Source organism: Pseudarthrobacter sp. L1SW, from assembly GCF_020809045.1.
Lineage (GTDB): Bacteria > Actinomycetota > Actinomycetes > Actinomycetales > Micrococcaceae > Arthrobacter.
In genome coordinates this window covers 2,919,904-2,933,264 of sequence record NZ_CP078079.1, presented here as the reverse complement: position 1 = coordinate 2,933,264, position 13,361 = coordinate 2,919,904, and the positions used below count along the sequence as shown (strand labels likewise).

At 65.9% G+C, this 13,361-nt stretch carries 15 protein-coding genes and 1 tRNA gene; 10 read left to right on the top strand and 6 right to left on the bottom strand.

Going from position 1 to position 13,361, the window contains the following annotated elements:
* Positions 1-9 precede the first annotated feature (9 nt).
* The 3 genes from KTR40_RS13525 to KTR40_RS13515 all read left to right on the top strand — a co-directional run bounded on the left by KTR40_RS13525 (position 10) and on the right by KTR40_RS13515 (position 2,347).
* A complete protein-coding gene (locus KTR40_RS13525; protein WP_370633138.1) occupies positions 10-747 on the top strand; it encodes a flavodoxin family protein in 738 nt (245 codons plus the stop codon).
* Between the two features lie 98 nt (positions 748-845).
* On the top strand, positions 846-1,931 hold the full coding sequence (locus KTR40_RS13520; protein WP_228404042.1) for a folate-binding protein YgfZ: 1,086 nt from the start codon (positions 846-848) through the stop codon (positions 1,929-1,931).
* Positions 1,928-2,347, top strand: a complete 420-nt coding sequence (locus KTR40_RS13515) for an ankyrin repeat domain-containing protein (protein WP_228404041.1) — start codon at positions 1,928-1,930, stop codon at positions 2,345-2,347. Before KTR40_RS13520 ends, KTR40_RS13515 begins: the two co-directional genes overlap by 4 nt.
* A 51-nt stretch (positions 2,348-2,398) precedes the next feature.
* Here the strand turns inward: KTR40_RS13515 and KTR40_RS13510 are convergent, their stop codons facing one another.
* From KTR40_RS13510 to KTR40_RS13490, 5 genes are all read right to left on the bottom strand, one after another.
* Positions 2,399-3,115, bottom strand: a complete 717-nt coding sequence (locus KTR40_RS13510; RefSeq protein WP_228404040.1) for a GNAT family N-acetyltransferase — start codon at positions 3,113-3,115, stop codon at positions 2,399-2,401.
* Positions 3,116-3,214: 99 nt separating this feature from the next.
* Entirely contained in the window at positions 3,215-4,240 is a 1,026-nt protein-coding gene (locus KTR40_RS13505) for an ATP-dependent 6-phosphofructokinase (protein WP_139029956.1), read from the bottom strand.
* 164 nt (positions 4,241-4,404) lie between these two features.
* Positions 4,405-4,659: a PspC domain-containing protein gene (locus KTR40_RS13500; protein WP_139029955.1), complete on the bottom strand. Its 255-nt coding sequence runs from the start codon at positions 4,657-4,659 to the stop codon at positions 4,405-4,407.
* A 3-nt stretch (positions 4,660-4,662) separates the two neighbouring features.
* Positions 4,663-4,962, bottom strand: coding sequence for a hypothetical protein (locus KTR40_RS13495; protein WP_228404039.1), 300 nt, complete (start codon positions 4,960-4,962; stop codon positions 4,663-4,665).
* A 1-nt stretch (position 4,963) separates the two neighbouring features.
* The gene (locus KTR40_RS13490) at positions 4,964-6,550 is read right to left on the bottom strand and encodes a PspC domain-containing protein (RefSeq protein WP_228404038.1); all 1,587 of its coding nucleotides are present in this window, start codon (positions 6,548-6,550) and stop codon (positions 4,964-4,966) included.
* A gap of 124 nt (positions 6,551-6,674) precedes the next feature.
* Here KTR40_RS13490 and KTR40_RS13485 point away from each other — a divergent pair, with 124 nt between their 5' ends.
* Complete coding sequence (locus KTR40_RS13485) at positions 6,675-8,102, top strand: ATP-binding protein (protein WP_139029953.1); 1,428 nt, start codon at positions 6,675-6,677, stop codon at positions 8,100-8,102.
* Positions 8,099-8,788: a response regulator transcription factor gene (locus tag KTR40_RS13480; RefSeq protein ID WP_139029952.1), complete on the top strand. Its 690-nt coding sequence runs from the start codon at positions 8,099-8,101 to the stop codon at positions 8,786-8,788. The genes KTR40_RS13485 and KTR40_RS13480 overlap by 4 nt, the downstream gene beginning before the upstream one ends.
* A gap of 139 nt (positions 8,789-8,927) precedes the next feature.
* Here the strand turns inward: KTR40_RS13480 and KTR40_RS13475 are convergent, their stop codons facing one another.
* On the bottom strand, positions 8,928-10,145 hold the full coding sequence (locus tag KTR40_RS13475; protein ID WP_228404037.1) for a pyridoxal phosphate-dependent aminotransferase: 1,218 nt from the start codon (positions 10,143-10,145) through the stop codon (positions 8,928-8,930).
* Positions 10,146-10,420: 275 nt separating this feature from the next.
* On the opposite strand from KTR40_RS13475, the gene KTR40_RS13470 reads away from it, so the two are divergent.
* The 5 genes from KTR40_RS13470 (at position 10,421) to rplA (ending at position 13,241) form a co-directional block, all read left to right on the top strand.
* Positions 10,421-10,493, top strand: a tRNA-Trp gene (locus tag KTR40_RS13470).
* 82 nt (positions 10,494-10,575) lie between these two features.
* Positions 10,576-10,860, top strand: a complete 285-nt coding sequence (gene secE, locus KTR40_RS13465) for a preprotein translocase subunit SecE (RefSeq protein ID WP_139029950.1) — start codon at positions 10,576-10,578, stop codon at positions 10,858-10,860.
* A gap of 114 nt (positions 10,861-10,974) precedes the next feature.
* Entirely contained in the window at positions 10,975-11,787 is an 813-nt protein-coding gene (gene nusG, locus KTR40_RS13460; protein ID WP_139029949.1) for a transcription termination/antitermination protein NusG, read from the top strand.
* 129 nt (positions 11,788-11,916) lie between these two features.
* Complete coding sequence (rplK, locus tag KTR40_RS13455; protein WP_003803853.1) at positions 11,917-12,348, top strand: 50S ribosomal protein L11; 432 nt, start codon at positions 11,917-11,919, stop codon at positions 12,346-12,348.
* A 185-nt stretch (positions 12,349-12,533) separates the two neighbouring features.
* The gene (rplA, locus tag KTR40_RS13450) at positions 12,534-13,241 is read left to right on the top strand and encodes a 50S ribosomal protein L1 (protein ID WP_115525236.1); all 708 of its coding nucleotides are present in this window, start codon (positions 12,534-12,536) and stop codon (positions 13,239-13,241) included.
* The last annotated feature ends 120 nt before the right edge of the window (positions 13,242-13,361 follow it).

Below are 13,361 nucleotides of genomic sequence, written 5' to 3'. Positions count from 1 at the left end.
AGCGTTGCCGTGGATGACGTGGGAAACCTGAGGGACTACAGCGACCTCAAGGCTGTCTTCTTCAACGGCACACTGAAGCGGTCGCCCCAGGTCAGCAATACTGACGGCCTGATCGCCATCAGCCGGCGGATCATGGAAAAGCAGGGCGTCAGCACCCGCCTGATCCGCACCGTGGACCACGACATCGCCAGCGGCGTCTACCCCGACATGACCCAGTACGGCTGGGAGACTGACGAGTGGCCGGAGCTGTACCCTGCGGTCCAGGAGGCAGACATCCTGGTGGTTGCCGGGCCCATCTGGCTTGGCGACAACTCGTCCCAGACCAAGAAGCTGATAGAACGCCTGTACGCCCACTCCGGCCAGCTCAACAGCAAGGGCCAGTGGGCTTTCTACCCGAAAGTGGGCGGCTGCCTGATCACCGGCAACGAGGACGGCATCAAGCACTGCTCCATGAACATTCTCTACAGCCTGCAGCACATCGGGTTCAGTATTCCGCCCCAGGCCGACGCGGGCTGGATCGGGCCGGTGGGTCCGGGGCCCAGCTACCTCGACGAAGGTTCGGGCGGTCCCGAAAGCGACTTCACCAACCGGAACACCACCTTCATGACCTGGAACCTCCTGCACCTCGCCCGGATCCTCAAGGATGCGGACGGGTTGCCTGCCTACGGCAACCTTCCGCAGGAATGGTCGGCAGGAACCCGGTTCGGCTTCGAAAATCCGGAATATCGCTCCCCAACCGCTCCCTAACCTCGCAGGCTTTGCCAGGGAACCCTGCGGTCGGGGGCCCTGGCCAGCGAGCCTCCGAAAACCGGAATACCCACTGACTGAAGGACGTTGCCCCAAGTATGACTACTCCCAGCCCACTGTTGTCGCGCCCTGGCGCCGTCGAGGCGGCCGGTGCCGACGCCGGTGTTGCCGCCCATTACGGCGAGCCGCTCCGCGAGCAGCGCGCCCTCGCGGCCGGAACCGCCGTCGTCGACCTCTCCTCCCGGGGCGTGGTGACGGTGATCGGCCCGGACCGCCTCAGCTGGCTCAACACTCTCTCTTCGCAGCAGGTCACGGGCCTGCAGCCGGGTGAGTCCAGCGAGCTGCTCCTCCTGAGCGTGCAGGGCAGGATCGATTTTGACGCCCGGGTCATTGACGACGGCGGCACCACCTGGCTGATCGTCGAGGCCGCCGAGGCCGCCCCGCTGGCCGAGTTCCTCAACAGGATGAAGTTCATGCTGCGCGTCGAGATCGCCGATGTCTCAGCCGACTGGGCGGTTGTTGGCAGCACGAAGGCAGTCCCCGAATGGCAGGACCTGCTGTCCTGGCAGGACCCGTGGCCGCATGTGGGGGCGGGCGGCTACTCCTACGCCACGGTCCCGGAGTCGAGCCATCCCGGGCTGGAGCGGCCCTGGTTCGAGTACCTGGTGCCGGCCAACGAGCTGGAGCAGAGGGTGGGAGAGCGCCCCCTTGCCGGTGTCCTCGCCGCGGAGGCGCTGCGCGTGGCCGCGTGGCGTCCCCGGATCGGGGCCGAGACGGACGACAAGACGATTCCGCACGAACTGGACCTCCTCCGGACTGCCGTGCACCTGGCCAAGGGCTGCTACAAAGGCCAGGAAACCATCGCCCGGGTGCACAACCTGGGCCACCCGCCCCGGCGGCTCGTCTTCCTCCAGCTGGACGGCTCCCAGCACACGCTGCCCCAGGCCGGCAGCCCCGTGCTGGCGGGCGAGCGGAAGGTGGGGACCGTAACGTCCGTGGCGCAGCATTACGAGATGGGCCCGGTGGCCCTGGCAGTCATCAAGCGTTCGGTTGCACCCGATGAGATACTGACGGTCCTGGACGGCGACGAGCCGTACCCCGCTGCCCAGGAACTCATCGTTGCCCCGGACGCCGGCCAGGTGGTGGGGCGCCAGACCGGATTCCTCAGGGGGCCACGCTCATGACCGAAGACGCCGAACCGAACCCAGCAACGCAAAACACAGCGCCCGACGACGAGACGCTGGCTTTGGCGCAGACGCTTTTCCAGGCGGCGCGGGAGGGGGAGACTGCACTGTTGCGTGCCTATCTCGACGCAGGTGCTCCCGCCACCTTGACCAATGCGGCGGGGGACTCGCTGCTGATGCTGGCCGCCTACCACGGCCACGCGGAGACCGTTCAGCTCCTCCTGAAACACGGTGCCGACGCGAACTCCGCCAACGACCGGGGCCAGACCCCGCTCGCTGGCGCCGCATTCAAGGGCTACACGGACGTTGCCCGCGTCCTGCTCGACGCCGGAGCCGATCCGGAGGCGGGCTCGCCGTCCGCGCGCGCAGCTGCCCAAATGTTCGCCCGCGCGGAGATCCTAGATCTCCTGGGCTAGGTGGACGTCAGCCCGGTCATTTGGGTGACCGGGCGCGGCGCCAGTCCGGGGTCAGCCAAGGTGGACGCTGGTCTGGATTCCGCCGGCTGACATGCCGAGCTTGCGCGCCAGCGCCAAGGCTCCGGTGTTGCTGACGTCCGTCCGCCATTGCAAGGTAAGCCCGGCGGCCAGGGCCTCGTGGGCGGCGATGGAGGCAGCCAGGGTGCCCAGGCCCCGGCGCCGCCATTCCGGATCCACCAGGACACCCAAGTGGGCCAGCAGGCCCTCCCACTCGGAGTAGGCTCCGCAGGCAAGCGGCACGCGCCGGCCCTCCACTTCGTGGACGATCGTGTAGCGGTTCTCAAGGTCCGACAGGCCCACCTCATTGACGTCGTCCGGCGGGCAGTTGCCCTCCAGCTCGATAGCCTCCGGGTTGCCGTGCGAAACAGTCATCTCTTCCGGGGGCTGCTTCAGGGGGAGGTCGTCAGCGAAGAACAAGGCCGCTGCGCCCAGGCCGTGGCCGCCGTGGGTCCGCGTCAGCGTCAGGAGCGTGACATGCTGGGCCATCTCCTCGTCGGAGATGCCCTCCGCGGCGTCAATGACCCACTGCGGCCCCACCAGGGCAGAGCTGCCAAAGAGCCTGACAAATTCCACTGTCCGCGCGTCGTTGTCTGCGCGGACGATCCGTTCCCCGGACGCCAGGGCGGACCCAAAGGCGTCGTCGTCGAGTCCCAGGTGCCGGGCCCACGCGAGCTGGATGATGGCGGCGGAACCGGGGTCAAGTGTCATGCCTCCAGCCTAGGGCGGGCAACGCGTGCCGCTGAACAGGACCACACGCGCCGCCAGGGAGAACCGGACTTACATGGAGGGCCGGCGTCCCGGGGCAACTCAGCCGAACAGGACGGCGGCTTCGTCGTAGCGCTTCTGCGGCACCGTTTTGAGCTGGCCGAGGGCCTCCTGGAACGCAACGTGCTCGATGTCCGTCCCCTTGAGCGCCACCATGGTGCCCCAGTAGCCTTCCACCACGGAGTCGATGGCCGCCATGCCCAGGCGGGTGGCCAGGACGCGGTCGAAAGCGGAGGGCACGCCGCCGCGCTGGATGTGGCCAAGGATGGTGGCTCGGGTCTCGATGCCGGTCCGGGCTTCCAGTTCCGGGGCGAGCTGGTCTGCGATGCCGCCCAGGCGGGGCCGGCCGAACGTGTCCAGGCCGCGCTCGGAATGCGGGGTTTCCATGTGTTCCGGGACGAAACCTTCCGCCACCACCACCAGCGGCGCACGGCCGCGGGCATGGGCTTCCTTCACCCATTCGGTGATCTGGTCGATGCTTACTTTCTGCTCCGGGATGAGGATGGCGTGGGCGCCGGCGGCCATGCCGGCGTGAAGGGCGATCCAGCCCACGTGCCGGCCCATGACTTCGGCAATCATGCAGCGGTGGTGGGACTCGCCGGTGGTGCGCAGGCGGTCGATCGCTTCGGTGGCGATCTGCACGGCGGTGTCGAAGCCGAACGTGTAGTCCGTGGCGTCAAGGTCGTTGTCCACGGTCTTGGGGACGCCCACGATCTTCAGGCCAGCGTCGGTGAGGCGCTTCGCCGCGGCCAGGGTTCCCTCACCGCCGATTGCGATGATGGCATCAATTCCCAGCCGGTCCATGTGGGCCTTGATGACCTCAGGGCCGCCGCCGTTTTCGAACGGATTGGTGCGTGAGGTGCCAAGGATGGTGCCGCCCTGCTTGGCGATGCCGCGGACCATGGTCCGGGGGATGTCGATGATGTCGCCCTCAACAACGCCGCGCCAGCCGTCGAGGAAACCAACGAACTCGTGGCCATGGATAGCGATGCCTTTGAGGACGGCGCCGCGGATGACCGCGTTCAATCCGGGGCAGTCGCCACCGCTGGTAAGGATTCCAATTTTCATGTCTCGCTCAAATCCTGGGGAGAGGGTTTACAGGCAGAGCGCCACGCTGAGCTCACATAGAGTCTAGTGGCGTGTGTGGGGTACGACACAAACCGGTTACACAAGGCCCCCGCTCCGTTTCAGTCGGAGCGGGGGCCTTTGAATGCTGTTGCCGGGGACGGTTCCTAGCCGTTCAGGGACCTCCTCTCGAGGAATACCTGGAGCGGGATGACGTCCTTCTGGTCCGGGAGGACCGCCCAGGCCAGGAGGTAGAAGATGACGGCCGGGCCGGGGAGCAGGCAGAAGACCAGGAATGCGATGCGGACGAAGGCGACGTCCACGTTGAGCTTGGCCGCTATGCCTCCCAGCACGCCTCCGAGCCAGCGTTCCGGTCCGCGTTTCAGGCCGAGGCCCCTGACGATGCTGAAAAACTTGTCCATGATTCAAGACTTCCGTGTTGTTGGGTTGTTGTCACGTTTCCGGGCGGACAGGAGGCCGCCCAGCACCAGGGCCGCGCCCGCTCCGATCATCAGTCCTATCAGGACGTAGGTCCCGTTGAGGGTGACGATGCCCAGTTGGGCGATGATGATCAGTGCGGCGAGGGCCAGGACGATCAGGCCCCAGACGATGGTTCCCACGCGTGCCCCGGAAGCTGGGGCAGGAGAGGCGCCTGCCGCCGTCGTGCTTGCCTGCGCATAGGGATCCGGAACGTACGGGTTTGGGCCCGGAGTTTGGCTGCTCATGTCAGTTGCCTTCCTGGATGGTGACGTTGCTGACGGTGCCGTTGATCTGGACGACCAGATGGCTGCCGGGCTTGTCGGAGTTGTAGCTGCTTTGCCGGGTGGTGATGCCGCCCCGTTGGTTCCCTCGTTCGTTCAGGTTTCCGAGGGTCATGTCTGCCTTGATGTCCACGGGCACGTCGCCCGGAATGATCACCGTGACGTTGCTGGCGGTGATGTCCAGGGGGACGCGGACCTCCGACGTGAGCGGAGTATCCAGGGACATGGCCGTGAGGTCCACGGTTCCGCTGCCGGCCGTGATGTCGAACCCGCCGCTGGCCTGCTGGATGCTCGTCGGCGCCCAGTCAACCTGCTGGAAGCGGACGCGGTCTCCGTTGTTGCCCACCACGTTGAAGATTCCCCCTGTGATCAGGGCCGCCACCGCCAAGAACGAGAGGATTCCGGCGGTGCGGCCGCGGAGGCCAAGGATGAGGATGCCCAGGCCCAGGACGGCTGCCGCGCTGGCCCAGGCAACTGCATTGGCGGAGTTACCGAGGTCGATCACGTTGGTGATGTCCAGGGCTTTCAGGCCAGCGCCCACCAACAGGGCACTGCCTGCGGCGATTGCGACGGCGGGTGTGCCGGGACCTGCGGCCCGCACCTTGGGTGCGGGGGGTGGAACAGGCGAGGGCTGGCTGCCGCCGTACCCGCCGCCGGCCCATCCGCCACCGCCGGAACCGGCGCCTGTGGCGCTGCCTGTACCGCTGCCTCCGTACGCGTTGCCGGCAAAGGGGCCGCTGCCGGCGACGTCCGAGTATGGCGGCGTCGTTGGGGTGGACGTGCCCGCTGAGTAGGCGGTGGTGCCGGCCGCGGCGGAATGCGTCGGCGTGCCGGCGGCTGTTTTGTTGCGCTGCACCAGGTAATAGACCAGGTAGATGGCACCGCCAACCCACAAAAGGGACCACAGGAAGGGGCCCACACCCTGGTTGCCCCAGCCCCAGAAGCCGTTGCCGAGGCCGCTGAATCCTGCCACGACCGCGATCAGGGAACCCGTCATGCCGGTGGTCCAGCGCCCCGCGCCGGCCTCCTGGACGTGGATCCGCCCGTCGGGCTCGGGCAGGAAGGCCCAGGCAAGGCCGTAGAGGAGCACGCCGATCCCGGCGAAGAGGGCAAGGATGATGAAGATGCCGCGGACAATCAAGGGGTCGATTCCCATACGTTGCGCGATGCCGCTGGAAACGCCGCCCACCCAGCGGTCCTGGCCGCGCGTTATTCCCTGGCTGCGGACCCAGGTGAAGAAATCAGTTTGCTGGCCCGGGATCCCGGCATAGGAGTAGCCGCCTCCGCCCGGGGTTTCCTGCCGCGGAGGATCCTGGGACCGGGGAGCATGCGGATAGTCCTGGGCGGATTCCTGCTGCGTGCCGAAGGCCGTGTCCTGTGCCGGGCCCGGCGTGGAGGACTCCTGTGAAGATGCGGACGGGGAAGGATGCGGCACCAGGGGCTGCGTTGGGTTTTCCCGCCGGGGGAGCGGCTCCGTGGGGTTTTCTTTTTCCGGGCTGGTTGGGGGCTCGTCCGGCTGGCCGTCATGGGGGTTTGGGGTTAGCGAGTTCATACCTCGATCCTGCCGCTGCCTCCCTGTCCGCTCTACTGGGGGACACCCTGAGCCGTCCCTGAGAGGCCCCCGGTTCCCGTGCCAACCCGGTCCGGGCTGCCCTGATCCGTGCTTGGATTGAACCATGACATCCGCCCCCGCCCGCCCGCCGCTGGTCCGGAGCAGCGACCGCTTCATCGCGGGCGTCTGCTCAGGCCTCGCTGCCCATCTTGGGCTGCCGGTGAATACCGTGCGCGTGGCGATGGTGCTGGCGTCATTCGCAGGAGGGGCCGGCGTCGTGTTTTACGCCTGGCTCTGGATTATGGTGCCCACCGCCTACGAAAGCGCCCGGCGCCAGGAACGGCGGCCGGCGTCGCCCATTGCTCCAGCCGTGAGCCTCGAGCCCGTGCCCGCCGGGATCCCGGTGGAGCACCTTCAAGGAGCGGGCGGCGCCGGGACAGCAGGAGCCGGGACGGGCGGCGCCGGATTAGGCGCGCCGCCGGCGGATGCCGGCCCGGGCAATGTTCCTGGCGCCGCGCTCCCCGCGGAGGCCGTGCCCGCGCCGTGGTTCCGCTTCCGCGAGATGCGGTACGGCAAGGAGATCCTGCTCGGTGTGGGGCTGCTCCTGGTGGCGGGCATCCTGAGCGCGCAGCTGCTGGGCGTCGACGTCCCGCTGGGAACCATCATTCCCGCGGCTGCGGTCCTGGGCGGAGCCTCCATCGCGTGGATGCAGCTTGATGAGACCCGGAGGGCCGGGCTGGTGGACAAGACCAAAGCCAACCAGGCGGGCGGCTGGGCCCGGCTTGCCGCCGGCCTGGCATTGGTGGTGGCAGGCGTCCTGGTGATGGTGTCCGGTTCCGGTTCCTGGGAGCAGACCTGGCTGGCGCTGCTGGCATCCGTGGCGGTTCTTGGCGGGGTGGTGCTGGTCCTGCTGCCGTGGGCGCTGAAGTTCTGGCGGGACCTCGAAGCTGAGCGCGCGGGCAGGATCCGCGAAACCGAACGCGCGGAAATCGCGGCACACCTCCACGATTCGGTACTGCAGACGCTGGCACTCATCCAGCGGCGCGCCGCAAACGAGCACGACGTCATCCGCCTGGCCCGGGCGCAGGAGCGCGAACTCCGGGGCTGGCTGTTCGAGGACCCCGGAAAGGACGCCGGGCAGCTCTCGGACAGGATCAAGGCAGTCGCCGCGGAAGTTGAGGACCTGCTGGGCAACGCGGTGGAGGTGGTCAGCGTGGGAGACACTGCAGTCACCGAAGGCCACGAAGCGCTGATCCAGGCCAGCCGTGAGGCCATGCTTAACGCCTCCCGGCACGGCGGCGGTGCGGTTGCGGTCTATCTTGAGGTCACCGGCGGACGCGCCGAAGTGTTCGTCAAGGACCGCGGCCCCGGCTTCGAGCTCCAGGATGTCCCCGAAGACCGGCTGGGCGTGCGGGAATCCATTATCGGCCGGATGAACCGGCACGGAGGCTCGGCCATCATCACCAGCACCAGTGAAGGCACGGAAGTCCGGCTGGGATTCCCGGCCGCGCAGGCGGACAAGCAACTGCAGAACATGGAAGGCAAGCCATGAACCCAGCACAAGGAGCCGGCAGCGGGACCGGCCGCGCCGCACAGTCTGTCCGGGTGGTGCTCGTGGACGATCATGCGATTTTCCGTTCGGGGTTGAAAGCGGACCTCGACCCCAGCGTCCAGGTGGTGGGCGAAGCTGCCACGGTGGAGCAAGCCATCGCCGTCATCGCGCAGGAGCGGCCGGACGTGGTGCTGCTGGATGTCCACCTCCCCGGCGGCCTCGGCGGCGGTGGCCGGGAGGTCATCGCCGGCTCTGCCGCCCTCCTGTCCACTACGAGGTTCCTGGCGCTCAGCGTCTCCGACGCCGCGGAGGACGTGGTGGCGGTCATCCGGGCCGGAGCCCGGGGCTACGTCACCAAGACCATCTCCGGGGCCGAAATCACCGACGCCGTATACCGGGTGGCCGGGGGAGACGCCGTCTTCTCGCCGCGGCTGGCCGGTTTTGTCCTGGACGCCTTTGGCACCGCGCCAGCGGACATCGCCGATGACGAGCTGGACAGGCTCTCCGCGCGGGAGCTCGAGGTGATGCGCCTCATCGCCCGCGGTTACAGCTACAAGGAAGTGGCCAAGGAGCTCTTCATCAGCATCAAGACGGTGGAAACCCACGTCTCGGCAGTGCTCCGCAAACTCCAGCTGTCCAGCCGCCACGAGCTGACCAAGTGGGCCGCCGAACGCCGCCTCCTCTGACCCAGTCCCTCTCTCACTTGACGCGGCTTTTCCCCCGACGCTCTCTCACTCGATGCGCATTAAACCCAAACGCTCTATCACTCTCCCGAAGGGAGTGATAGAGCGTTTGCGTTTTTCCCGCGTTAAGTGAGAGAGGGTCTTACTGCGCCTTACCCAGGAAGTCCTGCAGGCGCTGCACACCTGTGGCCAGGTCGTCGTCGCCCAACGCGTAGGAAAGGCGGAGGAAACCGGAGGGGCCGAAGGCCTCGCCGGGAACCACTGCCACCTCAACCTCGTCCAGGATCAATGCAGCCAGCTCGGCGGAGGTCTGCGGCGTGGCGGTGCCGGACGCCGTCGGAAATTCCTTGCCCAGCAGCGCGCGGACATCCGCGTACACGTAAAAGGCGCCCTTCGGCGTCGGGCATTCCACCCCGTCGATGGCGTTCAGGCCCGCGACAATGGCTTTGCGGCGGCGGTCGAAAGCAACCTTCATCTCGTCGACGGCGGTCAACGGGCCGGACACCGCGGCGAGGGCGGCAATCTGCATGATGTTGGAAACGTTGGACGTGGCGTGCGACTGCAGGTTGGTGGCGGCCTTGATGACGTCGGCCGGGCCGATCATCCAGCCCACGCGCCACCCGGTCATGGCGTAGGTCTTGGCAACACCGTTGAGGATGACCACCTTGTCGCCCAGCTCGGGGGCGGCGGTTGCGACGGACGTGAAGGGAACGCCGTCATAGGTCAGGTGCTCGTAGATCTCGTCGGTGACCACCCACAGGCCCTTCGCCGCTGCCCACTTGCCGATCTCGGCCACCTGCCCGGGGGAGTAGACAGAACCGGTAGGGTTCGACGGCGAGACGAACAGCAGGATCTTCGTCCTGTCCGTGACAGCAGCCTCAAGCTGTTCAACCGTGACGAGGTAGTCCTGCTCCGGTCCGGCGAAGACCTCCACGGGCACGCCGCCGGCGAGCCGGATGGCCTCCGGGTAGGTGGTCCAGAAAGGAGTGGGAACAATGACCTCATCGCCCGGGTCAACCAACGTGGCGAAGGTGTTGTAGACGGCCTGCTTGCCGCCGTTGGTCACCAGGACCTGGGAAGGCTCGACGGCGTAGCCGGAGTCCCGCAGGGTCTTCTCGGCGATGGCCTTCTTCAGCTCGGGCAGCCCGCCAGCAGGGGAGTAGCGGTGGTACTTGGGCTGGCTTGCCGCTTCGATGGCAGCCTGGACGATGTAGTCCGGGGTGGGAAAGTCGGGTTCACCCGCACCGAAGCCAATAACCGGCCGTCCTGCTGCCTTCAGCGCCTTCGCCTTGGCATCAACGGCGAGGGTTGCGGATTCGGCAATGGCGGAAATGCGCTGGGAAACGCGGGCGGCAGACATGGCAGGTCCGTTCTTCGCTTGCAGCCTGGCGGCTGGAATGTGGGATTCGACGAGTTCTACTCTATGCTGTTCACCGGACCCTCCGGGTTGCCCGTTTTGATTTGTGACTGTTGCAGTCAATGTCAGCCAGGGCGGCGGTTGGGGGCCGGAAACGGGCCGGTTCGACGAACGCGAAGTTGTTGCGTAGACTGGTTCACCGGTGTTGAAAACACGGATGATGACGTGCGCCCCAGTGCAGCTGGCGGTCGGTCATCGGAGAGTGGCATTCACTCCATAGGGTAGTGGCGCAATTGGTAGCGCAGCGGTCTCCAAAACCGCAGGTTGCAGGTTCGAGTCCTGTCTGCCCTGCGCAAGCTGCCCCGGACCAGGGTCCGGGGCACGCGCAGCAACCATGGTTCTGATCAGGGCCGGGTAATCCAACATTGCAAAGATGAGCGAGGACCAGGTGACCGAAACAGCTGCCAGCAGCTCCAAGGGCCGCCCAGCTAAGAAGGACGCCAAGGCAAACTTCTTCGCCCGCATTGCACTCTTTGTCCGCCAGATCATTGGCGAACTGAAGAAGGTTGTTGCACCAACCCGCAAGGAACTGATTAATTACACACTCGTGGTGCTGGTGTTCGTGGGCATCATGATGGTCATCGTCAGCCTGCTGGACGTTGGTTTCGGATCCGCCGTCGGCTGGCTCTTCGGCGGTAAAGGCCCCACGGACAGCTAAGGCTGCACCGTCCGCAGGCCGAGTGTTCCGTCCGGGAATCCGGAGGGAAGCACCGGTGTGCGGAATTGAGCCATTTAAATAGGCATGTTAGGCAATGAGGAAGCAGGAGACCAAGTGTCTGAGCAGGAGCTCGAGGTAACCGAGACTGAGCTGGAAGAGTCCGCGGACATCACGGCAGAAGCCGGTAACGAGTCTGAGGTTGAGTCCTCCGCGCCCGAATCCGATGACGCCGATTCCGATGACTTCGACGCAGAGGCTGATGACGAGGCCGGCACCGAGGAAGAGTCCACCGACGCCCTCGCCGCTGCCGCCGCCAAGGCTGACGTTGACCCCGCAGAAGAGTTCAAAGCCAAGCTGCGCCGCCAGGAAGGTGACTGGTACGTCATCCACTCCTACGCAGGTTACGAAAACCGCGTGAAGGCCAACCTGGAAACCCGCATCCAGACCCTGGACATGGAAGATTACATCTTCGAGATCCAGGTGCCGATGGAAGAAGTCGTTGAGATCAAGAACGCTCAGCGCAAGGTCATCAACCGCGTCCGGATCCCGGGCTACGTGCTGGTCCGCATGGACCTGACCGACGCCTCCTGGGGCGCCGTCCGGCACACCCCCGGCGTGACCGGCTTCGTGGGCAACGCCCACAACCCCGTGCCGCTGCGCCTCGACGAGGTCTTCTCCATGCTCGCCCCCGTCTTCGAGGAAGAGCAGGCGGAGAAGGGCAAGCCGGTCAACAAGCAGAACCAGGCCCCGGTGGACGTCGACTTCGAGGTCGGCGAGTCCGTCATCGTCAAGGAAGGCCCGTTCGAGACCCTTCCCGCCACGATCTCCGAGATCAAGGTCGAATCCCAGACCCTCGTGGTGCTGGTTTCCATCTTCGAGCGCGAAACGCCGGTCACCCTGGCGTTCAACCAGGTCACCAAGATCTGATTATCCAAAGAATTCGTCCCGGCGCTGCCCGCTTAGCAGCACCGGAACGGCCGGCCGCCTCGCCATGGCGGCCAAAAACCTGAGGCACGCTCCTGTGCCCCAGGACGTTATTGAGAGAAGGACCCTACATTGGCTCCCAAGAAGAAGGTCACCGGCCTCATCAAGCTGCAGATCCAGGCAGGTGCCGCTAACCCGGCTCCGCCGATCGGTCCTGCACTTGGCCAGCACGGTGTCAACATCATGGAATTCTGCAAGGCGTACAACGCTGCGACAGAAGCCCAGCGCGGAAACGTCATCCCCGTGGAAATCACGGTCTACGAGGACCGTTCCTTCACGTTCATCACCAAGACCCCGCCGGCTGCAGAGCTCATCAAGAAGGCTGCAGGCGTTGCCAAGGGTTCAGCTACCCCGCACACCGTCAAGGTGGCCAAGCTGACCCAGGCCCAGGTCAACGAGATCGCTTCCACCAAGATGGAAGACCTCAACGCAACCAGCCTCGAAGGCGCCGCGAAGATCATCGCCGGCACCGCCCGCTCCATGGGCATCACCGTCGAAGGCTAGTCGTTTCCGCCGCTTGGGATTTTGGTCGGGGAACCGATCACGACGACGGGCGTCACCGCCGGGACAACCGGCACCATCACTATTGAGATGTTGGACATCCGGCACGGATAACGGTCCGGAGCACCAACTGTGGCAGGGCCCAGCGCGGTCCGCAGACCACAACTGCACAAGGAGAAACAAGCAGCATGGCAAAGCGCAGCAAAGCATATGAGGCAGCAGCCGCCAAGATCGACGCGGAGAAGTTCTACGCGCCGTTCGAGGCAGTAACGCTCGCCAAGGACACCAACCCGTCCAAGTTCGACGCCACCGTTGAGGTTGCATTCCGCCTCGGCGTCGACCCCCGTAAGGCTGACCAGATGGTCCGCGGCACGGTCAACCTGCCCCACGGCACCGGTAAGACTGCCCGCGTCCTGGTTTTCGCCACGGGTGACAAGGCTGAGGCAGCAATCGCTGCCGGCGCCGACTTCGTTGGTTCCGATGACCTGATCGAAAAGATCGCCGGCGGCTGGACCGACTTCGACGCCGCCGTCGCCACCCCTGACCTTATGGGCAAGGTTGGCCGCCTCGGTAAGGTTCTGGGTCCGCGTAACCTGATGCCGAACCCCAAGACGGGCACCGTGACCCCCGACGTCACCAAGGCCGTCAACGACATCAAGGGTGGAAAGATCGACTTCCGCGTCGACAAGCACTCCAACCTGCACTTCATCATCGGCAAGGTGTCCTTCGACGCCGTCAAGCTGGCCGAGAACTACGCAGCAGCACTGGAAGAGGTGCTTCGCCTGAAGCCGTCCGCTTCCAAGGGCCGCTACATCCAGAAGGCCACCGTTGCCACCACGTTCGGTCCCGGCATCTCGGTTGACCCGAACGTCACCAAGGTTCTGACCGAGGCGTAAATCCTCACCTGAACTTCTGCTGCGGACCCGTCCGCAGCAAACACAACCGCCCGGCACCCGTGCCGGGCGGTTGTGTTTTAACGTGCCTGTCCCGGAAGGGGTGCGCTTGCCTAAGCTGGA